Here is a 20,026-nt window from a genome sequence, read left to right as displayed (position 1 = left end):
CCTACAAAAACACTGTATTTAACGGTGTCGATTATATAAATTCGCCACCTTTATAAGTATTTGCACCCAAACTAAAAAAGTGGAGCTCTCATGGCTAAGCACCTTTTCACTTCTGAGTCTGTTTCAGAAGGCCATCCAGATAAAATTGCAGACCAAATCTCTGATGCTGTTCTTGATGCGATCTTGGAACAAGATAAAAAAGCACGCGTTGCTTGTGAAACCTACGTGAAAACGGGCATGGTCATGGTTGGCGGTGAAGTAACAACTTCAGCATGGGTTGATATCGAAGAAATCACTCGTGAAACGGTTCGTGAAATCGGCTACGTTCACTCTGACATGGGCTTTGATGCTGATTCTTGTGCAGTACTAAACACAATCGGTAAGCAATCTCCAGACATCAACCAAGGTGTTGATAAAGCTGATCCTAAAGAGCAAGGCGCAGGCGACCAAGGCATCATGTTTGGTTACGCAACTAACGAAACTGAAATCCTAATGCCAGCTCCAATTACTTACTCTCACCGTCTTGTTGAAAAGCAAGCTGAAGTACGTAAAAGCGGTAAACTGGACTTCCTACGCCCAGACGCAAAATCACAAGTAACGTTCCAATACGACAAAGGCCAAATCGTTGGTATCGATGCCGTTGTTCTTTCGACTCAACACTGTGATTCAATCTCAACTCCAGACCTACGTGAAGCAGTAATGGAAGAGATCATTAAGCCAGTTCTTCCATCAGAGTGGATCAACAAAGAGACTAACTTCTTTATTAACCCAACTGGCCGTTTCGTAATCGGTGGCCCAATGGGTGACTGTGGTCTTACTGGTCGTAAGATCATCGTAGATACTTACGGTGGCGCAGCTCGTCACGGTGGCGGTGCGTTCTCTGGTAAAGATCCATCAAAAGTAGACCGCTCTGCAGCATACGCAGCTCGTTACGTTGCAAAAAACATCGTAGCAGCTGGCATGGCTGACCGTTGTGAAATTCAACTGTCTTACGCTATCGGTGTTGCGGATCCAACATCTATCATGGTTGAGACTTTCGGTACTGAAAAAGTACCTCATGAAATTATCATCGAAGCTGTTCGTCAAAACTTCGACCTACGCCCATACGGTCTTCAAGAAATGCTGAACCTTCTTCAGCCTATCTACAAGAAGACTGCAGCATACGGTCACTTCGGTCGCGAAGAGTTCCCATGGGAAGCGACAGACAAAGCGGCAATCCTAGCTGACTTTGCTGGCTTAAAATAATTTAGCCCTATTAAATAAGTTTAATAATGCCCTTACTTTTTAGTAAGGGCTTTATTTTTATGTGTTTTTCCCCAAATCTCATTCTTTCTTTCCCCTTTCCACTCCCTTTCTAAAACCTAAAATTCAATCTGATAATTTGTATTTTTGACCAGTACTGACAATAGTTAATAGAGTTCCTAGGAAAAGAAGTTCCTAGTTCGTGGAAGATTCCTCTCTTCTAAGGACTGGCCCCTAGGGACTAGGGATTTTCACCTAGGAACTTTTCAATTGGGGGGAGGGAACCATGCCTCGTACTGCTCAGCAATCAGATTTTACAGATAAAAAACATAGGGTCAGTGACAGTGAATATGCACGCACCATTCCTTGTAATCAGGTAAGTGTCTCTGCTCCTTTCCACTGGCTCGCACTTGCGCTGCACGACTTCATAAGAATGCCACTGATTAGTGGATTTTATGGGCTTTGCTTCATGGCAGCAGCCGTCGCGATAGTGCAACTCGTACAATGGCAAGGTACACATTTAGTCGTGATGCCAAGTCTCATTGTTTATATGCTTATCGGTCCATTTCTCGCACTAGGCTTGTACGACGCAAGTTGGGAGCGTGAAAAAGGCCACAACGCAAGTCTGCTTCATTCCATGAAAGCCATTACTCGTAATTCGACCTCACAATGGGCATTCGCCGTTGTGCTTGTCGTCGCCATGATTTTCTGGATGAGAATTGCAGCGCTTATTCATGCACTCTACCCCGCTGTTCAAGGGGCATCATTAACCGAGTTTGCTCCATTTCTAATCACAGGTTCGGTGGCGGGTTTCATTATTGCAGCCGCTATATTTAGTATATCCGCCTTTTCTATTCCTTTAATGATGGAAAGAAGAGTCGATGTGATGACGGCAATTTTCACTAGCTTCAATGCGGTCAAATCCAACATTCCAGCAATGATCGTTTGGGCTTTGATTATTTGCGGCGGTATTTTAGCGGGCTTTGCTTCCTTTGGTTTAGGGATGATCGTGACCATGCCACTTCTTGGTTACGGAACATGGCATGCCTACCACGACATCATTAAGAAAAAACATCATCCATAGGTCTCCTACCTTACGTATCAGTGATGATATTATTCGGCCTTAGTAAAAACTAAGGCCTTTTTTTGGATGACCTACCAACCTCTTCATCATTTAGCAAACAAAGCTCTGGCTCACTGTATGACAACAGCGCAACAGCACTTTGACCGCCCTTTTCCTATGCCAAAGCTGACTTATAAGTTAAGAGGAAAGGCTGCAGGGAAAGCTTACTTACAAACCCAAGAAATCAAGCTCAACCCAGTTTTGTTTGAAGAAAATGTTGATGCTTTCTTAAAAGAAGTCATCCCACATGAGGTTGCCCACCTTATAACACACCAAGTGTTCGGACGCGTTCAACCACACGGTAGAGAGTGGCAGTATGTCATGGAATCTGTATTCCAAATTCCAGCGAAAACCACACATAGTTTTAAAATCACTTCTGTTCAAGGCAAGACTTTTGAGTACAAGTGCGGCTGTAATGCTTACCCGCTTTCAATCCGCCGTCACAATAAAGTACTTCGCAAACAAGCCACTTATCGATGCCAACAATGCCACCAGCTTCTCGCATTTACTGGCGTTCAATTAACGGAATAACCCCTAGAAGCATTTTGTTCGGTAATAACTAAAAGGAAAGGTAAAGAATGAATGCTAGACTGTGAATAATCATACTTTTATCAGTCTTTTTATATGAAGTTACTCGCCACCTTTCTCGTAAGTCTCTTTGTTTCCTTTTCTGCGATATCCGCTCCCCCGAGCTCTTTTTCTAAAGCAAAAAAGGAAGCAGTGAAGATTTACCTCGACCACCCAACCTCTTTCTACTGTGGTTGCGATATCACATGGAAGAACAATAAAAAAGGTATCCCCGACCTAGAAGGTTGCGGTTATGAAGTTCGGAAGCAGCAAAAGAGAGCAAGTCGAATTGAATGGGAACACGTAGTACCCGCTTGGCAGTTTGGCCACCAGCGCCAGTGCTGGCAAGATGGCGGGCGCAAGAACTGCACTCGTAACGATAAAGTATTTAAGTCGATGGAAGCCGACCTACACAACCTAACGCCCGCGATTGGAGAAGTGAACGGTGATCGCTCTAACTACAACTTCAGTCAGTGGAATGGGCTCGACGGCGTCAGCTATGGCCAGTGTGAAATGCAAGTTAACTTCAAACAGCGTAAAGTCATGCCGCCCGATCGTGCGAAAGGCTCAATTGCTAGAACTTACCTATACATGAGTCAGGAGTACGGCTTTAAACTCTCTAAACAGCAGACTAACCTCATGATGGCTTGGAATAAACAGTTCCCTGTCGATGAGTGGGAATGTACGCGAGACGAGCGCATTTTTAATATTCAAGGTAATCACAACCCGTTTGTTTATAAGAGCTGTAAATAACAAAAAAGGCTCTTTTACTTAAGAGCCTTTTCATTGAATTAATCTTCTAAGTCTTCTTTATAGCGAAGATTGTCACTCAAGCCTGAAGCAAAGTTTGATGATTGAAGCGAACGTGACACTGCATATGCTTGTGACATTTGCTGACTTTCACACCACCCAGAGCCCGACACTAAGGTTTGTGGAGTTGCTGGAAGTGACGCTAACTCTGCTCGTATAGAAGCTTCAGGCTTGTCTAAAATACCTTGAGCAACAAAGACCGCTCTCTCTAGTACATCTTCCTCAGATAATCTAGAGCGCTGCCCCCATAATACCTTCCAATCATTACAGGTATAGTTCGTCGTTTGAGGGATACTCACAAAAGCAAAGTCAGACAGCGCACCGTACTTTCTATACATCATATAAGCTTCAAACAGCATGGCCACATCTTCAGCAGGGCTAGAGTAAGAGTAAAATGCAGCGGCACTATCTGCCTCAAATTCGGCGCCAGCCAATTCACCGGTTAGATCTCTAACTCTATCTGTCATCGTTTCACCTCTAAAAGCGATTTGAGCCGCTTCAGTAAGAAGTTCAGATGTTAGGGGGTTACTTGATGTTAGGTCTTCATTCAGTTTCACTAATGGCCAAATATAACTATTTATGGTTCCCGAATCAGGGATTTGGACAAGATCATGAGCCTGTAAGAAATCATTCGCATGCGCTAATTCGTGAGAAAGTAACCTAAATAACCCAGGGGCAATATGTGAGGATAGTCTCGCGCTATTATAATTTGCATCGTATGTATTCGAGTAGGTCACGTAGTTATTTGTATTCTTATCTACATAACGACTCGCCTTATCGAATTGAAACTCGGTTTGGAATTTAGCTCGATAATCTTGTTGTTGGTATATCGAATCCCACTCGCTTTTCGTTCGCCACACATATTTAGGATCAATATACATAGACGCAGTCGCAGTCGTGTAAAAAGAAGGGCGAATATCATAGCTAATTACGATGCTATTTAGTGGTTTGAATAAGTTCAGCAGATCTTGATCCGCCATTTCTTCCAAAGCACTAATAAAACTGTCAGCCATCCATTCGTGGGATACCACCAACCGCTCTTTTATCTGCTCAATAGTGACATCTTGACCATCAACACCAATTGGCTGAATCACCGATAAATCACACGAATTATTGCTGAGAAATGCGGTAGAACACGCTTCTACATTGTCGGACTGAGCCGTTGTTTGGTATGCAGAAACCGATGACAAGCTGGGAGTACCATTGATATTAGGGGACGCGATGCTTGAAGGCACGTCAGATGAAGAATCAGAACCGCCACAACCAGCCAAAAGGACACTGGTGATTGCGCATGCTAAAAGAGAGTGAGTATGCATTTGAAACATTGATAAGCCTAAAATAATTATATTTATATTCAATGAGTTGAATTCTAATAATCCAGTTTATAAATTTCAAACATAATCCCAGACGAATAAGATCTCACTCCTATTTCTTTCAGCTACTTGTTTTTTCTCCCTTAAGCATCCATGTTAGGCAAAGACAAAATATCCAAATGAACGTATTAATAGGTTTGCCGACATGAGAGTCCCTCGCATACATCACCCAGAACTCATCCACCAATTAGGTGAACTTGCGTTAAGTGAAGACGCTGCTGGCCACGTAGGGCGAGTGTTACGCATGAAAGAAGGACAAGAGGTATTGCTATTTGATGGGAGTGGAGCAGAATTTCCTGCGACCATTTCTCAAGTATCGAAAAAGAATGTCACTGTTACGCTAAGCGAGCGTATCGAACGCAGCAGTGAGTCACCGCTCGATCTTCACCTAGGGCAAGTCATTTCCCGTGGTGACAAAATGGAGTTTACCATCCAAAAATCGGTTGAACTCGGCGTCAATACGATTACTCCCCTGATTTCAGAGCGTTGTGGCGTGAAGTTAGATGCGAAACGCTTCGAGAAGAAATTGGCTCAATGGCAAAAAATTGCTATCGCGGCATGTGAACAGTGCGGACGTAATACCGTCCCTGTGATTCGCCCGATCATGCAGCTTGAAGAGTGGTGTAGTGAACCCAGTGAAGCATTAAAACTAAACTTGCACCCTCGCGCACAATACTCAATTAACACACTGCCAGAACCAATCAATAAAGTCAGACTACTGATTGGCCCTGAAGGTGGATTATCTGCTGATGAGATCAGCATGACCGAACAATACAAATTTGAAGAGACGCTACTTGGGCCACGTGTATTACGTACCGAAACTGCAGCTCTAACCGCAATTACCGCCTTACAAGTCCGTTTTGGCGACCTAGGCTAGGAGAAAAAAATGATCAAACTTGGCATCGTAATGGATCCGATTTCATCCATTAACATTAAAAAAGACTCTAGCTTTGCCATGATGCTTGAAGCACAACGTCGTGGGTATGAAATCCACTATATGGAAATGAATGATCTACACTTAGATCAAGGCGTAGCCATTGCTGATACAAAAGTTGTCGAATTAAAAGAAGATCCAAACGGTTGGTATGAATTTAAGTCCGAGCAAACTATCGCCCTTTCAGAACTAGACGCGGTATTAATGCGTAAAGATCCTCCATTCGATACTGAGTATATCTACGCGACTTACATTCTTGAGCGTGCAGAAGAAAACGGAGCTTTGATTGTTAACAAACCTCAAAGCTTACGCGACTGTAACGAGAAGCTCTTTACGGCTTGGTTCCCAGAGCTTACGCCAACCACTATCGTGACTCGTAAAGCTGAAAAAATTAAAGCGTTTAGAGAAGAGCACGGTGACGTGATCTTAAAACCATTAGATGGCATGGGCGGCGCTTCTATCTTCCGCGTGAAGGAAGGCGATCCAAATGTATCGGTTATCATTGAAACATTAACGAATCACGGCCAAAACTACGCAATGGCGCAAACATTTGTTCCTGATATCAGCAATGGTGATAAGCGTATTTTAGTGGTAGATGGGGAACCAATGCCTTATTGCTTAGCGCGTATTCCAGCAAAAGGCGAGACTCGTGGTAATTTAGCAGCAGGTGGTACAGGTGAAGCTCGCCCTCTCAGTGAGACAGACCTAAAAATCGCTCATGCGGTTGCACCAACACTAAAAGAAAAAGGCCTGATTTTCGTAGGTCTAGATGTCATTGGCGACAAGCTGACAGAAATTAACGTAACAAGCCCAACTTGTATTCGTGAAATTGAAGCAGCATTTGATATTTCTATAACAGGTAAGCTAATGGATGCGATTGAGCGACGTATCAACGCATAATCTAATTTAGGGCGACGCTTTGTCGCCCAATACTCCCCCAGCGGGCTGGAGACATTATGAATTTGACCAACCATTTCCTTGTAGCAATGCCCGGCATGAAAGATCCCTACTTTCAGCACTCTGTTATCTATCTTTGTGAACATAACGATGAAGGCGCGATGGGCCTGATGATCAATGCTCCTATCGATGTCACCGTTGGGAAAATGTTAAAGCAAGTTGATGTAGAATCCACACAGCCTCAACTCAACCAAACAAGTTTAGAGAAGCCCGTTTTAAATGGTGGCCCCGTAGCGGAAGATCGTGGATTCATTCTTCACGAGCCGAAAGACACCTACCAATCAAGCATCAATATGACAGATCAAATCTCTGTCACTACCTCTAAAGATATTCTAGCGGTATTGGGCACAGAGGATGAACCTGATCACTACATCATTACTTTAGGCTACTCTGGTTGGGAGCCTGGGCAACTAGAAACTGAACTTGCAGAAAACTCTTGGTTAACGATTGAAGCTGACCCAAGTGTCATTTTCAATACGCCGATTGCTGAGCGTTGGAAGAAAGCCGTTCAAATGTTAGGAATAGATGTCGCGCAGCTGTCTTCAGATGTGGGTCACTCCTAAAGCTTGCCAGCGAGCTAAGCTTTACAGGCGTGAATAATTCATTAATCTTCACCCCAAACTTCATCATTACTCGAGATAACTATGTCACGAACAATCATGGCATTTGATTACGGTACAAAAAGTATCGGCAGTGCGATCGGACAAGAAATTACGGGCACCGCGAGCCCGCTAAAAGCATTCAAAGCAAAAGATGGTATCCCTAATTGGGATGACATAGAGAAACAGATTAAAGAATGGCAACCCGATTTAGTGGTTGTTGGCTTGCCGACTGACTTACACGGTAAAGATCTTGAAACCATCACTCCTCGCGCGAAAAAGTTTGCCAACCGCTTGAAAGGGCGCTTTGGAGTCGATGTCGAGCTTCATGATGAAAGGCTGTCCACAACAGAAGCCCGTGCCGACTTATTTGAGATGGGGGGATACAAAGCCTTGAGTAAAGGCAATGTCGATAACCAGTCAGCCGTTGTGATCCTTGAGAGCTGGTTTGAAGCGCAGTGGAGTTAACCATCACAGTGTTCTAAATACATAAAAAGCTTGGCATTTCGCCAAGCTTTTTTGTATCGAGTTAATAGATTGAACACTCAATCCATGTCTATTTTCACATTCTCCAATGAACCACCAGAGAAAGAATCACCTCTTCTTGTTTTCAGCATCAAACGAAGATCGTTCGCTGAATCAGCACTGTGGAACGCATCTTCCTCGCTGATCTTACCGTCGACAACCAAGTCATAAAGCGACTGATCAAACGTCTGCATACCGATCTCTTTTGACTTCGCCATTGTTGCTTTCAGCTCGTGTAAATCACCTCGGCGGATTAAATCGGAGATCCTCGGGCTGTTTAATAAGATCTCAAAAACACCGTGACGGCCATTGCCATTCTTATCTCTGATCAGTTGCTGAGCCACTACCCCTTTCAGGTTCATTGAAAGATCAAACAAGAACTGCTCTTTCTGCTCTTTCGGCACCAAGTGTAAGATACGCTCTAAAGCTTGGTTCGCATTATTCGCATGCAGCGTCGCCATACATAAATGGCCGGTCTCAGCAAACGTCATCGCGTACTCCATCGTCTCACGACTACGGATCTCACCGATCAAAATCATATCCGGAGCTTGGCGCAGAGAGTTCTTCAATGCAATCTCATAGCTTTCTGTATCGAGCCCGACTTCACGCTGAGTCACGATACATTTTTGGTGATCATGAACAAACTCGATAGGATCTTCCACCGTCAGAATATGCCCTGTTCGATTAGCATTACGGAAACCCGTCATCGCCGCCATGGACGTCGATTTACCCGATCCTGTCGCCCCTACAACCAAAACTAATCCACGTTTTGCGATAGAAAGATCTTGAAGCACATCTGGCAATTTAAGCTGATCAAATGTCGGAATATTCGTTTCAATACGGCGAATAACCGCGCCTGGTAATTCACGTTGGAAAAAAGCACTCACACGAAAACGACCACTATCACGCACGATCGCAAAGTTTGATTCTCGAGAAGATCGAAACTCTGAGCGACGCTCTTGATCCATCATGGCATCAAGTAGTTGTGCAACCTGACCTTCCGTCAGCTTCTCTCCCTGTGCGCGTAATTCACCATCTACTCGGAATAAGATCGGCGCGCCGACGGTAATGTACAAATCAGACGCTTTTTGCGAGATCATCCCTTCCAGAATTTGATTTAATTCCATTGCAACTTTTCCTTAATACATTAACCGCCGATTAGAATGGTGAAGATTCAACTTCTATTTTCTTCTGAACTTCTTCAGGATCAACAAGCCCTTGAGCGATCAACTGTTTGGAATTTTGCTCCATGGTTTGCATCCCATGAGCCGCGCCCGTTTGAATAATGGAATACATTTGCGCGACTTTATCTTCACGGATCAAGTTACGAATGGCCGGCGTCGCCATCATAATTTCGTGGCAAGCAACGCGACCACCACCAATGCGCTTCAATAACTTTTGGGCAATCACTGAACGTAGAGATTCAGATAACATAGAACGAACCATATCTTTATCACTACCAGGGAATACATCGATAATACGGTCGATTGTTTTTGCTGCGGAGCTGGTATGCAGCGTACCAAAAACCAAATGTCCGGTTTCCGCTGCAGTCAGGGCCAAGCTAATCGTTTCTTGGTCACGTAGCTCACCAACAAGAATGACATCTGGATCTTCACGCAGCGCACTACGTAATGCGGCTTTAAAACTATGAGTATCGCGGTGGACTTCACGCTGATTAACCAAACACTTATTATTGGTGTGAACGAATTCGATAGGATCTTCAATCGTGAGGATATGTTTATTGTGGTTACGGTTAACGTAATCCACCATGGCCGCTAACGTGGTTGATTTACCAGAACCCGTCGGCCCAGTCACTAGCACAAGCCCTTTCTCATAATTAGCGATCTTTTCAAAGATCTCTGGAGCTTCCAGTTGCTCTAATGTAGGGATATCAACTGGGATTGTACGAAACACCGCAGAACACCCGCGAGCTTGGTTAAAGGCGTTAACACGAAAACGCCCAACGTTCGGCAGTTCAAACGAAAAATCCACTTCTAGCTTTTCTTCGAATTCGCTGCGCTGCGCATCATTCATGATCTCAAAAACTAAACGGTGCACTTCTGAATGATTAAAAGCGGGCACTCCAAGCTTCCTTACTTCCCCATCTATACGTACCATTGGAGATACACCTGCAGAAAGATGTAGATCTGATGCATTATGCTTTACACTAAAATCCAGTAACTCAGTGATATCCATTTATTTTCCTTAAGTATTATAGCTATGAGTAGTATTCAACAAAATATTGAACAGATCACCTCACAGATTCAAAGCTCAGAACAAAAGTGTGGTCGACCTCCAGAGTCGGTGCAACTTTTGGCTGTAAGTAAAACTAAACCTGTCGAGGCTATTCTTGAAGCCGCACAAGGTGGGCAAGTCGCATTTGGTGAAAACTATGTGCAAGAAGGTGTAGATAAAGTAAAGCATTTTTCAGAACAACATTCTAACCTTAAATTGGAGTGGCACTTCATCGGTCCTATCCAATCAAACAAAACGCGACCTGTCGCAGAAAGCTTTGAATGGGTTCATACCATTGACCGAAGCAAAATTGCTCAACGCCTCAACGATCAGCGACCAAACGAGCTGCCTCCACTGCAAGTATTGATTCAAGTGAATACTAGTGGTGAAGGCTCAAAGTCTGGGATATCAGAAGCAGAAATTTTTGAGCTAGCAGAGTTGATTTCAACGCTTCCAAACCTCACTTTAAGAGGATTAATGTCAATCCCAGCGAACGTCTCAGATTACCAATCCCAACTGAATGCATTCACTCAGTTAGCGGATTTGAAAGACAAGTTAAGCGAAAAACACTCTGGCTTGGACACACTGTCGATGGGAATGAGCGGTGATATGGAAGCCGCTATTGAAGCTGGTAGCACAATGGTTCGTATTGGCACCGCTATCTTTGGCGCCCGAGATTACAGCCAGAAAAACTAATTTGATTTACTTCGTTTGCAGGCAGCACTCAGAATTTAGGATTTAATGTACATGGAACATAAGAAAATCGCCTTCATTGGCGCGGGAAACATGGTTCGCTCAATCGTGGCGGGTCTAGTGGCGAGTGGCTATCCGGCAAAAAATATTACCGCGACGGCACCTTCCGAGACTCGACGTTTACCGTTAGAGCAAGATTACGGGATTCAAACCACCAGCAATAATCTAGCGGCAGCTCAAGACGCCGATGTTGTCGTGCTTTCCGTGAAGCCTCAAATGATGGCTGATGTTTGCAAACCTCTTCAAGAAGTCGACTTTTCTAACAAGCTTGTTATCTCTATCGCAGCAGGAATCAACGCTCGCCGTTTAGATGAAATGTTGGCAACGCCATTAAACTTAGTTCGAGTTATGCCAAATACGCCGTCTCTACTAGGAAAAGGCATGAGTGGCTTATATGCAAATTCTGATGTCGCAGCAGAAGATAAAGCGTTTGCGGCACAACTGATGCGAGCTGTGGGTGAAGTGTGTTGGGTAGAGGAAGAATCCGGCATCAATAGCGTTATCGCAGCTGCAGGTAGTGCTCCGGCTTATTTCTTCTTATTTATGGAAGCAATGCAAGCCGAAGCCATCAAGCAAGGGTTTGATGCTGAAACGGCCCGCCAACTAGTTCAGCAATCGGCGCTTGGCGCTGCGGCTATGGTCGTTGCAAACCCAGAAACAGAATTATCGACATTACGTGAGCAAGTTACCTCAAAAGGCGGCACGACCGCAGAGGCACTACGTACATTCAATGAACACCAACTTTCAGACATTGTATCAAAAGCGATGCAAGCTGCCGTAAGCAGGGCTGAAGAGATGGAAACCTTATTTTAATTTTTCGTGGATACTTCACGAACTACTCCTAAAAAGGACCCTATATGAATTCAATGAGTTTTCTAATTTCGACCGTATTTGATCTCTATATCATGGTCGTGATTCTGCGTATTTGGTTGCAGGCTGCTCGTGCAGATTTCTACAATCCGTTTTCGCAATTTATTGTCAAAGCAACCCAACCCGTAGTCGCACCACTTCGCCGAATCATTCCTTCCATTGGCAGCATCGATTTGGCGACCGTACTTTTCGCATACGTACTGTGTGTACTGAAGTTCGTCGCGCTAAATTTAGTCATCTCAGGTGGCGCAGCTGTTTTTGATATTAGCTTCCTAATTTTTGGTGGGTTATCTCTTCTGAAAGCCGCGGGTGGCCTATTGTTCTGGGTGCTATTGATTCGCGCGATCCTTAGCTGGGTAAGTCAAGGTCGCAGCCCTATTGAGTATGTTTTCCATCAATTAACAGAACCTATGCTTGCACCAATTCGTCGTATTCTTCCAGCAATGGGCGGCTTCGATCTAAGTGTATTAGTGCTGTTTATTATTCTACAGTTTGCAAACTTCCTGATGGGCGATCTTATTGGTCCTATCTGGTTTCAACTATAATGTCAGTAGCGGCTTGGTATGAGCAAGAAGACCTTATTTTAAGGCTTTATATCCAGCCAAAAGCAAGCAGAGACAAAATTGTCGGCTTGCACGGCGAGGAGCTAAAAGTAGCGATTACCGCCCCTCCTGTTGATGGTAAAGCCAATGCTCATTTAAGTAAATTTCTTGCCAAACAGTTCAAAGTCGCTAAAGGCGTCGTAGTTATAGAAAAAGGAGAGCTTGGGCGACATAAGCAAATTAGAATATGTTCATCCCAACCGAAATTAAAGCCATCCTATGATGGCTTTTTATTACTTCTCAGGAGCCCATTATGCGTAAATGGATGACCGCACTATTGATCAGCTTTGTAGCGTTACCAAGCTGGGCAGGTCAATTCAAAAATATTAAGAATGTAGAAGTTCACTACTCTGCATTCAATTCCACTTTTCTCACTTCAAAAGTGGCCAAGCAATACCAATTAAAACGAAACGGTTACTCCGCAATCTTAAACATCAGCGTGCTCGATAACTCTTCACTAGGTAAGCCAGCCACGACAGCAAAAGTGACCGGTACCGCAAGAAATTTAGTGGGAAACACGAGAACACTGAGCTTTCGAGAGATCAAAGAAGGCGACGCGATTTATTATTTAGCCGAGTTCCCCATCACACATGAAGAGAACATCACCTTTAACATTGATGTCGATGCCGGAATCAAGGGCGCTGGGCCTTTACGTTTCAATCAAAAATTTTATGTAGAAGACTAACGCTTCTACCGTCCAACAGAATTAGAGTTTAAACCGATGAGTAAAATTGTTTTAGCGACTGGTAATCAGGGCAAAGTTCGTGAAATGGCCGACCTACTTTCAGACTTCGGCTTCGATGTGACAGCCCAAAGTGAATTTAACGTTTCTGAAGTGGCAGAGACAGGCACAACTTTCATCGAAAACGCCATCATCAAGGCGCGCCATGCAGCAAAAGAAACTGGGCTTCCCGCTATCGCAGATGACTCAGGTTTAGAAGTCGATGCCTTAAACGGTGCGCCGGGTATCTACTCCGCACGTTATGCCGGTGAAGGCGCATCTGATCAAGAAAACTTAGAAAAGCTACTCCAAGCGATGGAAGGCGTGGAAGAAGAAGCTCGTACCGCTCGTTTCCACTGTGTATTGGTTCTGATGAAGCACGAAAACGATCCAACGCCTCTGGTTTGCCATGGTAAATGGGAAGGACGCATTCTTGAAAAAGCCCACGGCGAAAATGGTTTCGGTTATGACCCCGTATTCTACGTACCTGAAGACAACTGCGCCTCAGCGGAACTAGAGCCAGTACGTAAAAAGCAATTATCACATCGTGGTAAAGCGCTAAAAGCACTTTTCGCTGCCTTAAAAGAGCAACAAGCATAATGTCGGACAACTCGACTCCGACTTTGCTAAAGCCACCAGCGTTAAGTCTCTATGTACACATCCCTTGGTGCGTACAAAAGTGCCCCTATTGCGATTTTAATTCTCATGCTCTGAAAGCGGATATACCCGAAAAAGAATACATCGCAGCTTTGTTAGAGGATTTAGATACCGATATAGAAAAATATCGTTTGAATGAGGCTCCAAGGCCTTTGCATTCAATCTTTATTGGTGGTGGCACTCCTAGCTTGTTTTCTCCCGAAGGAATCAAAAGTCTACTCGCTGGCATTGAGCAACGTATTCCGTTTAAACCAAACATCGAAATTACGATGGAAGCCAATCCAGGCACGATTGAAGCGGAGCGCTTTGGCGGTTACCGCCAAGCTGGTGTTACCCGTATTTCTGTCGGTGTTCAAAGCTTCGAACAAGAGAAGTTAGAGCAATTAGGTCGGATTCATGGGCAAGAAGAAGCAGTCAAAGCGGCTCAATTAGCGCATGAGATTGGCTTGAGCAGTTTTAATTTGGATTTGATGCACGGATTGCCAAATCAAAGCATTGAACAAGCGCTGAATGATTTGGAAAAAGCGATTGAGCTTAATCCTCCTCACCTATCTTGGTATCAGCTCACAATCGAGCCTAATACCATGTTTTACTATAAACCTCCGACTCTCCCTGATGACGATGACTTGTGGGATATTTTTGATAGAGGACACAAGCTCCTCGCCGATGCCGGTTACGTCCAGTATGAAATCTCTGGCTACAGTAAGCCTGGCTATCAATGTCAGCATAATTTGAATTACTGGCGCTTTGGAGATTACTTGGGGATAGGATGTGGCTCTCACGGTAAGCTCAGTTTTTCAGATGGGCGAATTATTCGCACAACGAAAGTAAAACACCCTAGAGGCTATTTGGCGGCATTCCAAAACATGGTCAAGCCTTACCTCTCGGATGAGTTTGAAGTCGCACACGAAGACCGATCTTTTGAATTTTTCATGAATCGATTTCGTCTGATTGAAGCCTGTCCAAAGCAGGATTATATTGATACTACGGGATTAAGCTTAGAGTCGATTCAACCGACTATCGATTGGGCACTGGAAAAACAATATCTCATTGAGACAGAAAGTGACTGGCAAATCACCGAGAAAGGTAAACTATTTCTCAATGATTTACTTGAAGCCTTCATGGCTGAAGAATAGTCGCTACAACGAAAAATGCCCCATTAATTGGGGCATTTTTACGATTGAATAGCACGTTAGAAAATAGAGCGCCCAATCCTCTCAGATAAAAGCTCGAGCATTTTTGTTCCTGCTAAGGAGTTACCAGAAGGATCCAATTCCGGTGACCAAACGGCGATGGTCATCTCACCAGGAACAATCGCAATAATCCCGCCACCAACACCAGACTTACCCGGCATACCAACACGGTAAGCAAACTCGCCAGCACCATCGTACAAGCCACACGTTGCCAATAAGGCATTCAATTGTTTTGTTTGAATCGGTGTGATCACTTGCTTGCCCGTTTGAACGGACGTCCCTTTGTTTGCTAAATAGCTAAATGTCTTCGCAAGATCTACACAAGTCATCTTCAACGCGCAGGCATGGAAGTAATTATTCAGTACGGGAATTACCTCGTTATCAAAGTTACCGAATGCACGCATCAGGTAAGCAATGGCGGCGTTTCTATCGCTATGCATCATTTCAGACGCGGCAACCACCTTGTCATACACGATATGAGTATCACCTGATAACTGACGTACAAATTCAAGAAGTCGTTGTCTCGGTGCAGACAGGCGCGATTGCAGCAAATCAGCGACAACAATGGCACCAGCGTTAATGAAAGGGTTTCGCGGGATCCCTTGTTCCATTTCGAGCTGGATCATTGAGTTAAACGCCTGCCCAGATGGCTCCTTGCCAACACGCTGCCAAATTTCTTCAGGCTTATATAACACCATCGCCAGCGTCAGGCTTAATGCTTTAGAAATAGATTGAATCGAAAATGCTTCTTCCGCATCCCCGGCTTGAATCACTTCCCCCTCGTTGGTGTATACCGCAATCGCAAGCTTGTTACTTGGTACTTTAGCAAGCGCTGGAATGTAGTCAGCAACTTTTCCCTGTCCGATTAATGGGCGAACTTCTTCTAAGATTTCCGCCAAAATGTCTTGTGTCGGTTTCATCTGCGACCTATTTACTTTCTATCGTTATTATTGTGTTTTGTAGGGTAATTTATGCCCAATAAAACTAATCGCTGTTAGCCTTAAGGGCAAAAAAAGCCAACATCAAAGATGCTGGCTTTCTTCTAGATTCGATTCTAGGCAAGCCAATGGCATTACCTAACGCACATTAGCGAATTACTTAGTACGCTTGTACTTAATATCCCAAACGCCGTGACCTAGACGATGACCGCGAGCCTCAAACTTAGTTAAAGGACGCTCTTCAGGACGAGGGATGTAATCTCCATCTTCGGCGATATTCTCGAAACCAGGAGCCACATTCATTACTTCGATCATGTGCTCTGCGTAGTTTTCCCAGTCCGTTGCCATGTGGAAAATACCAGTGTCTAACTGAAGCTTAGCGCGGACCATCTCTGCGAACTCAGCTTTTACAATACGACGCTTGTGGTGACGCGCCTTATGCCAAGGGTCAGGGAAAAACAGTTGCAGCGTATGCAAGCTGTCATTTGGAATCATGTGCTCAAAAACTTCAACCGCGTCATGACACATAACACGTAAGTTTGTAATACCCGCATCACGAGCCGTACCTAAACATGCGCCGACACCAGGGCTGTGAACTTCAATGCCTAAGAAGTTTTTCTCTGGCGCGTTCTTTGCCATTTCAACCAGTGATGCACCCATACCAAAGCCAATCTCTAGTACAACAGGGTTATCATTACCAAACACTTCGCTCCAATTAAGTAGCTCAGGGTTGTAGTCGATACCCATTGTTGGCCAGCATTCATTCATCGCATTTTCTTGGCCTTTTGTTAAGCGGCCTTCGCGACGAACAAAACTACGGATCTTACGAACCAGTTTGCCATCTTCAGTATATTCGTTAGTGGTCACTTCACTCATTGATTTTTGCCTGCACATTGATTAATCAAAGCGGGGATTATCCAAAGAATTGCCTCTGGTGCAAGTCTTTCTACACATTAAATTCCCACACAATTTGTCTGTTTTACATCCAACCGTAATTGTGGTGCAATTTTAGCCCTAATAAAAGAAAAACATAGAGCATGTCGTGACTCCTTTCGCAAACGCCATCTTAGAGTGGTATAACGCTTACGGGCGTAAAGATCTACCTTGGCAACAAAACAAATCCGCTTACACCGTTTGGCTTTCAGAAATAATGCTTCAGCAAACGCAAGTAACAACCGTCATTCCATATTATCAACGGTTTCTAGAGCGTTTCCCAACAGTGATGGACTTAGCTAATGCTGAGCAAGACGAAGTGCTTCACCTATGGACCGGGCTTGGTTATTACGCACGAGCGCGAAATCTACATAAAGCGGCCAAAATCGTGGCTGAGCAATACAATGGAGAGTTTCCGACCGAGCTGGATGAAATGAACGCATTACCCGGCGTGGGTCGCTCGACGGCAGCCGCGGTATTGTCTTCAGTTTACAAGCTTCCCCATGCAATATTGGACGGCAACGTCAAACGTACATTAGCTCGAAGTTTTGCGGTAGAAGGCTGGCCTGGGCAAAAGAAAGTCGAGAACAAGCTTTGGGAAGTGGCTGATCTGCACACACCGCAAATCGATACCGATAAGTACAACCAAGCCATGATGGATATGGGTGCCTTGGTTTGCACACTTAGCAAGCCCAAATGCACATTGTGCCCGATTAGTGAGATGTGTGAATCCTACAAGCACGGTAATCAGCTCGACTACCCGGGTAAAAAGCCCAAGAAAGAAAAGCCAGTCAAAGAAACTTGGTTCGTTATGCTTTACCACGATAATCATGTCTGGCTTGAACAGCGACCACAAAGCGGCATTTGGGGCGGTTTGTTCTGCTTTCCACAAAGTGAAACCGCTGAAGTCAGTCATGAACTGGATAACCGAGCTATCCGCGAACAAGACCAATCTAATCAGGAAACTCTAATTGCGTTTAGGCATACTTTTAGCCATTACCATTTAGATATCACCCCTGTATTAGTCAAATTATCAAAACAACCAGATTTGATAATGGAAGGGACAAAGGGTCTCTGGTATAACTTATCCAAACCTGAGGAAATAGGCCTAGCAGCGCCAGTAAAGCAACTGCTCGAAAGCCTTCCTTATGAATTACAGACTAATACGCAATTCTAAAACTGCGTATCAACTAAGGAATTATTATGAGCCGTACTGTATTTTGTACTCATCTACAAAAAGAAGCTGATGGCCTAGATTTTCAACTTTACCCAGGTGACCTAGGCAAGCGTATTTTCGACAATATATCTAAAGAAGCTTGGGCGTTATGGCAGGGCAAACAAACCATGCTAATTAACGAGAAAAAACTCAACATGATGGATCCTGAGCACCGCGCTCTACTTGAAACTGAGATGGTTAACTTCTTGTTTGAAGGTAAAGATGTTGTGATTGATGGTTACACTCCGCCTAGCGAATAAGCATTTATTTCGACCAACTTTAATGACATCATGGCTCGCGCTATGGTGTCATTTTTGTATGGGGAGAATATGAAGAAGCTGGTTTATTTCTTAGCGGCAATGCTACTAACAGGATGTAGCAGAGAGTTTATCGAAAGCTTATACGGCGTAAATTATGAGCCCACAAATCGATTTGCTAAAAACTTAGCGGAGCTCCCTGGTCAATTTGAAAAAGACACCAAAGCGCTTGATGCGCTTATCGGAAGTTTTTCTGGCAATATTCAAAAACGCTGGGGCACCAAAGAAATAAAGATTGCTGGTAAAAGTAACTATGTGAAATATATAGACAATTATTTAAGCCGCTCTGAAGTTAACTTCTCTAATGGGACGATTACCGTTGAAACGGTCTCTCCTACCGATCCGAAAGGACACCTAAAAAACGCCATCATTACGACTTTATTAACGCCTGATGATCCTTCAAGTGTCGACTTGTTTTCATCAAAAAGCATCAAACTTGAGGGCCAACCATTTCTTTATAATCAAGTAGTAGACCAAGAACAAAAGCCCATTCAATGGACCTGGCGTGCCAACCGCTTCGCTGATCACCTCATAGCAACTCAGCTTAAAACAAAGAACGTCGACTTCAAAAAAGCGTATTACGTTGAAATTCCAATGGTGAAAGACCACGCGACGAAACGAAGCTATCAATACGCAGACATCGTAAGACGTGCGTCGCAAAGATACGATATTCCTGAAGATTTGATCTACGCCATCATCAAAACAGAAAGTAGCTTTAACCCTTATGCCGTGAGTTGGGCAAATGCTTATGGGTTGATGCAAGTTGTACCGAAAACCGCAGGAAGAGATGTCTTTAAGTTGGTTAAAAACAAGCCCGGAGAGCCGAGCCCGGAGTATTTGTTCAACCCAGAGCAAAACATCGATACCGGTACTGCTTATTTTTACATATTAAAAAACCGCTACCTGAAAGACGTGAAGCACCCTACCACACTTGAATACAGCATGATTTCTGCCTACAACGGTGGCACCGGCGGCGTTCTAAATACTTTTAGCAAGGACAGAAAGCGAGCAATGCGCGACTTAAACTCGCTCCAACCTAGCCAAGCTTATTGGGCATTAACCAAGAAACATCCGAACAAAGAGTCACGTAGGTACCTAGAAAAAGTAACAAAATTCAAAAAAGACTTTAACTCAGGTAAAACCTAACCCTCACTTTTGAATAAAAAAACAACGGATACACCTTTTTTTCAATAATTTTTAAAAAAGGTGTTGACGGTTATGCGGAAAATCCGTTTAATAGCGCTCCGTTGCCCGGATAGCTCAGTCGGTAGAGCAGAGGATTGAAAATCCTCGTGTCGGTGGTTCGATTCCGCCTCCGGGCACCATAAATTGATTTGTTGGTGTCTTTATTCTTTAACAGGGAATAGCAGCACGGACAAAAGCACAAAGAATTTAGTGTGCCGACTTAGCTCAGTAGGTAGAGCAACTGACTTGTAATCAGTAGGTCACCAGTTCGACTCC

General features: G+C 44.1%; 23 protein-coding genes and 1 tRNA gene. 19 read left to right on the top strand and 5 right to left on the bottom strand.

Features of this window, described 5'->3' with window-relative positions:
• The first annotated feature begins 90 nt into the window (after positions 1-90).
• The 4 genes from metK (at position 91) to ACHUFI_RS06655 (ending at position 3,685) form a co-directional block, all read left to right on the top strand.
• The gene (gene metK, locus ACHUFI_RS06670; RefSeq protein ID WP_394247572.1) at positions 91-1,245 is read left to right on the top strand and encodes a methionine adenosyltransferase; all 1,155 of its coding nucleotides are present in this window, start codon (positions 91-93) and stop codon (positions 1,243-1,245) included.
• Positions 1,246-1,528: 283 nt separating this feature from the next.
• A complete protein-coding gene (locus tag ACHUFI_RS06665) occupies positions 1,529-2,326 on the top strand; it encodes a DUF2189 domain-containing protein (protein ID WP_394247571.1) in 798 nt (265 codons plus the stop codon).
• A 66-nt stretch (positions 2,327-2,392) separates the two neighbouring features.
• Positions 2,393-2,896 carry a SprT family zinc-dependent metalloprotease gene (locus ACHUFI_RS06660; RefSeq protein WP_394247570.1) on the top strand — a complete coding sequence of 168 codons (504 nt, stop codon included), beginning with the start codon at positions 2,393-2,395 and terminating at the stop codon, positions 2,894-2,896.
• A 93-nt stretch (positions 2,897-2,989) separates the two neighbouring features.
• Complete coding sequence (locus ACHUFI_RS06655; protein WP_394247569.1) at positions 2,990-3,685, top strand: endonuclease; 696 nt, start codon at positions 2,990-2,992, stop codon at positions 3,683-3,685.
• Between the two features lie 38 nt (positions 3,686-3,723).
• On the opposite strand, the gene ACHUFI_RS06650 is transcribed toward ACHUFI_RS06655, so the two are convergent.
• Positions 3,724-5,067, bottom strand: a complete 1,344-nt coding sequence (locus tag ACHUFI_RS06650; RefSeq protein WP_394247568.1) for a hypothetical protein — start codon at positions 5,065-5,067, stop codon at positions 3,724-3,726.
• Positions 5,068-5,260: 193 nt separating this feature from the next.
• On the opposite strand from ACHUFI_RS06650, the gene rsmE reads away from it, so the two are divergent.
• The 4 genes from rsmE (at position 5,261) to ruvX (ending at position 8,073) form a co-directional block, all read left to right on the top strand.
• Positions 5,261-5,992: a 16S rRNA (uracil(1498)-N(3))-methyltransferase gene (gene rsmE, locus ACHUFI_RS06645; protein ID WP_394247567.1), complete on the top strand. Its 732-nt coding sequence runs from the start codon at positions 5,261-5,263 to the stop codon at positions 5,990-5,992.
• A gap of 9 nt (positions 5,993-6,001) precedes the next feature.
• Positions 6,002-6,949 (top strand): glutathione synthase, encoded by a 948-nt coding sequence (gene gshB, locus ACHUFI_RS06640; protein WP_394247566.1) that lies wholly within the window; start codon positions 6,002-6,004, stop codon positions 6,947-6,949.
• A 56-nt stretch (positions 6,950-7,005) separates the two neighbouring features.
• Positions 7,006-7,569 carry a YqgE/AlgH family protein gene (locus ACHUFI_RS06635; RefSeq protein WP_394247565.1) on the top strand — a complete coding sequence of 188 codons (564 nt, stop codon included), beginning with the start codon at positions 7,006-7,008 and terminating at the stop codon, positions 7,567-7,569.
• A gap of 81 nt (positions 7,570-7,650) precedes the next feature.
• Complete coding sequence (ruvX, locus tag ACHUFI_RS06630) at positions 7,651-8,073, top strand: Holliday junction resolvase RuvX (RefSeq protein WP_394247564.1); 423 nt, start codon at positions 7,651-7,653, stop codon at positions 8,071-8,073.
• 77 nt (positions 8,074-8,150) lie between these two features.
• Here ruvX and ACHUFI_RS06625 read toward each other — a convergent pair whose 3' ends face one another.
• Positions 8,151-9,257 (bottom strand): PilT/PilU family type 4a pilus ATPase, encoded by a 1,107-nt coding sequence (locus ACHUFI_RS06625; protein WP_394247563.1) that lies wholly within the window; start codon positions 9,255-9,257, stop codon positions 8,151-8,153.
• A 31-nt stretch (positions 9,258-9,288) separates the two neighbouring features.
• Entirely contained in the window at positions 9,289-10,326 is a 1,038-nt protein-coding gene (locus tag ACHUFI_RS06620; RefSeq protein ID WP_394247562.1) for a type IV pilus twitching motility protein PilT, read from the bottom strand.
• A 24-nt stretch (positions 10,327-10,350) separates the two neighbouring features.
• Between ACHUFI_RS06620 and ACHUFI_RS06615 the strand changes: the two genes are divergently transcribed.
• From ACHUFI_RS06615 to hemW, 7 genes are read left to right on the top strand one after another with little or no spacing between them, the layout of a single operon-like run.
• A complete protein-coding gene (locus ACHUFI_RS06615; protein ID WP_394247561.1) occupies positions 10,351-11,061 on the top strand; it encodes a YggS family pyridoxal phosphate-dependent enzyme in 711 nt (236 codons plus the stop codon).
• A 51-nt stretch (positions 11,062-11,112) separates the two neighbouring features.
• Entirely contained in the window at positions 11,113-11,931 is an 819-nt protein-coding gene (proC, locus tag ACHUFI_RS06610; protein ID WP_394247560.1) for a pyrroline-5-carboxylate reductase, read from the top strand.
• A 44-nt stretch (positions 11,932-11,975) separates the two neighbouring features.
• Positions 11,976-12,533, top strand: coding sequence for a YggT family protein (locus tag ACHUFI_RS06605; protein ID WP_394247559.1), 558 nt, complete (start codon positions 11,976-11,978; stop codon positions 12,531-12,533).
• Positions 12,533-12,859, top strand: coding sequence for a DUF167 family protein YggU (gene yggU, locus ACHUFI_RS06600; protein WP_394247558.1), 327 nt, complete (start codon positions 12,533-12,535; stop codon positions 12,857-12,859). The genes ACHUFI_RS06605 and yggU overlap by 1 nt, the downstream gene beginning before the upstream one ends.
• Positions 12,844-13,275: a DUF4426 domain-containing protein gene (locus tag ACHUFI_RS06595; protein WP_394247557.1), complete on the top strand. Its 432-nt coding sequence runs from the start codon at positions 12,844-12,846 to the stop codon at positions 13,273-13,275. Before yggU ends, ACHUFI_RS06595 begins: the two co-directional genes overlap by 16 nt.
• A 36-nt stretch (positions 13,276-13,311) precedes the next feature.
• Positions 13,312-13,911 carry an XTP/dITP diphosphatase gene (locus tag ACHUFI_RS06590; protein ID WP_394247556.1) on the top strand — a complete coding sequence of 200 codons (600 nt, stop codon included), beginning with the start codon at positions 13,312-13,314 and terminating at the stop codon, positions 13,909-13,911.
• Positions 13,911-15,104, top strand: a complete 1,194-nt coding sequence (gene hemW / locus ACHUFI_RS06585; RefSeq protein WP_394247555.1) for a radical SAM family heme chaperone HemW — start codon at positions 13,911-13,913, stop codon at positions 15,102-15,104. The genes ACHUFI_RS06590 and hemW overlap by 1 nt, the downstream gene beginning before the upstream one ends.
• Before the next feature lie 56 nt (positions 15,105-15,160).
• Here the strand turns inward: hemW and glsB are convergent, their stop codons facing one another.
• Both glsB and trmB read right to left on the bottom strand, forming a co-directional pair.
• Entirely contained in the window at positions 15,161-16,081 is a 921-nt protein-coding gene (glsB, locus tag ACHUFI_RS06580; protein WP_394247554.1) for a glutaminase B, read from the bottom strand.
• Positions 16,082-16,255: 174 nt separating this feature from the next.
• Entirely contained in the window at positions 16,256-16,975 is a 720-nt protein-coding gene (gene trmB / locus ACHUFI_RS06575; RefSeq protein WP_394247553.1) for a tRNA (guanosine(46)-N7)-methyltransferase TrmB, read from the bottom strand.
• 166 nt (positions 16,976-17,141) lie between these two features.
• Here trmB and mutY point away from each other — a divergent pair, with 166 nt between their 5' ends.
• The 4 genes from mutY (at position 17,142) to ACHUFI_RS06555 (ending at position 19,890) form a co-directional block, all read left to right on the top strand.
• Complete coding sequence (gene mutY, locus ACHUFI_RS06570; protein ID WP_394247552.1) at positions 17,142-18,209, top strand: A/G-specific adenine glycosylase; 1,068 nt, start codon at positions 17,142-17,144, stop codon at positions 18,207-18,209.
• Between the two features lie 26 nt (positions 18,210-18,235).
• A complete protein-coding gene (locus ACHUFI_RS06565; protein ID WP_394247551.1) occupies positions 18,236-18,508 on the top strand; it encodes an oxidative damage protection protein in 273 nt (90 codons plus the stop codon).
• Positions 18,509-18,577: 69 nt separating this feature from the next.
• Positions 18,578-19,711 carry a membrane-bound lytic murein transglycosylase MltC gene (gene mltC, locus ACHUFI_RS06560; protein ID WP_394247550.1) on the top strand — a complete coding sequence of 378 codons (1,134 nt, stop codon included), beginning with the start codon at positions 18,578-18,580 and terminating at the stop codon, positions 19,709-19,711.
• Positions 19,712-19,814: 103 nt separating this feature from the next.
• Positions 19,815-19,890 (top strand) — tRNA-Phe (locus tag ACHUFI_RS06555).
• Positions 19,891-20,026 lie beyond the last annotated feature (136 nt).

Source organism: Vibrio profundi, assembly GCF_043642225.1.
In the GTDB taxonomy this organism is placed as follows: domain Bacteria; phylum Pseudomonadota; class Gammaproteobacteria; order Enterobacterales; family Vibrionaceae; genus Vibrio; species Vibrio profundi_A.
This window is presented reverse-complemented; position numbering and strand designations above follow the sequence as displayed.

What these genes read in the sequence shown, in the direction of transcription:
- metK (WP_394247572.1), top strand. Translation starts at nt 91, where the DNA reads ATGGCTAAGCACCTTTTCACTTCTGAGTCTGTTTCAGAAGGCCATCCA.
- ACHUFI_RS06665 (WP_394247571.1), top strand. Translation starts at nt 1,529, where the DNA reads ATGCCTCGTACTGCTCAGCAATCAGATTTTACAGATAAAAAACATAGG.
- ACHUFI_RS06660 (WP_394247570.1), top strand. Translation starts at nt 2,393, where the DNA reads ATGACCTACCAACCTCTTCATCATTTAGCAAACAAAGCTCTGGCTCAC.
- ACHUFI_RS06655 (WP_394247569.1), top strand. Translation starts at nt 2,990, where the DNA reads ATGAAGTTACTCGCCACCTTTCTCGTAAGTCTCTTTGTTTCCTTTTCT.
- ACHUFI_RS06650 (WP_394247568.1), bottom strand. Translation starts at nt 5,067, where the DNA reads ATGTTTCAAATGCATACTCACTCTCTTTTAGCATGCGCAATCACCAGT.
- rsmE (WP_394247567.1), top strand. Translation starts at nt 5,261, where the DNA reads ATGAGAGTCCCTCGCATACATCACCCAGAACTCATCCACCAATTAGGT.
- gshB (WP_394247566.1), top strand. Translation starts at nt 6,002, where the DNA reads ATGATCAAACTTGGCATCGTAATGGATCCGATTTCATCCATTAACATT.
- ACHUFI_RS06635 (WP_394247565.1), top strand. Translation starts at nt 7,006, where the DNA reads ATGAATTTGACCAACCATTTCCTTGTAGCAATGCCCGGCATGAAAGAT.
- ruvX (WP_394247564.1), top strand. Translation starts at nt 7,651, where the DNA reads ATGTCACGAACAATCATGGCATTTGATTACGGTACAAAAAGTATCGGC.
- ACHUFI_RS06625 (WP_394247563.1), bottom strand. Translation starts at nt 9,257, where the DNA reads ATGGAATTAAATCAAATTCTGGAAGGGATGATCTCGCAAAAAGCGTCT.
- ACHUFI_RS06620 (WP_394247562.1), bottom strand. Translation starts at nt 10,326, where the DNA reads ATGGATATCACTGAGTTACTGGATTTTAGTGTAAAGCATAATGCATCA.
- ACHUFI_RS06615 (WP_394247561.1), top strand. Translation starts at nt 10,351, where the DNA reads ATGAGTAGTATTCAACAAAATATTGAACAGATCACCTCACAGATTCAA.
- proC (WP_394247560.1), top strand. Translation starts at nt 11,113, where the DNA reads ATGGAACATAAGAAAATCGCCTTCATTGGCGCGGGAAACATGGTTCGC.
- ACHUFI_RS06605 (WP_394247559.1), top strand. Translation starts at nt 11,976, where the DNA reads ATGAATTCAATGAGTTTTCTAATTTCGACCGTATTTGATCTCTATATC.
- yggU (WP_394247558.1), top strand. Translation starts at nt 12,533, where the DNA reads ATGTCAGTAGCGGCTTGGTATGAGCAAGAAGACCTTATTTTAAGGCTT.
- ACHUFI_RS06595 (WP_394247557.1), top strand. Translation starts at nt 12,844, where the DNA reads ATGCGTAAATGGATGACCGCACTATTGATCAGCTTTGTAGCGTTACCA.
- ACHUFI_RS06590 (WP_394247556.1), top strand. Translation starts at nt 13,312, where the DNA reads ATGAGTAAAATTGTTTTAGCGACTGGTAATCAGGGCAAAGTTCGTGAA.
- hemW (WP_394247555.1), top strand. Translation starts at nt 13,911, where the DNA reads ATGTCGGACAACTCGACTCCGACTTTGCTAAAGCCACCAGCGTTAAGT.
- glsB (WP_394247554.1), bottom strand. Translation starts at nt 16,081, where the DNA reads ATGAAACCGACACAAGACATTTTGGCGGAAATCTTAGAAGAAGTTCGC.
- trmB (WP_394247553.1), bottom strand. Translation starts at nt 16,975, where the DNA reads ATGAGTGAAGTGACCACTAACGAATATACTGAAGATGGCAAACTGGTT.
- ACHUFI_RS06565 (WP_394247551.1), top strand. Translation starts at nt 18,236, where the DNA reads ATGAGCCGTACTGTATTTTGTACTCATCTACAAAAAGAAGCTGATGGC.
- mltC (WP_394247550.1), top strand. Translation starts at nt 18,578, where the DNA reads ATGAAGAAGCTGGTTTATTTCTTAGCGGCAATGCTACTAACAGGATGT.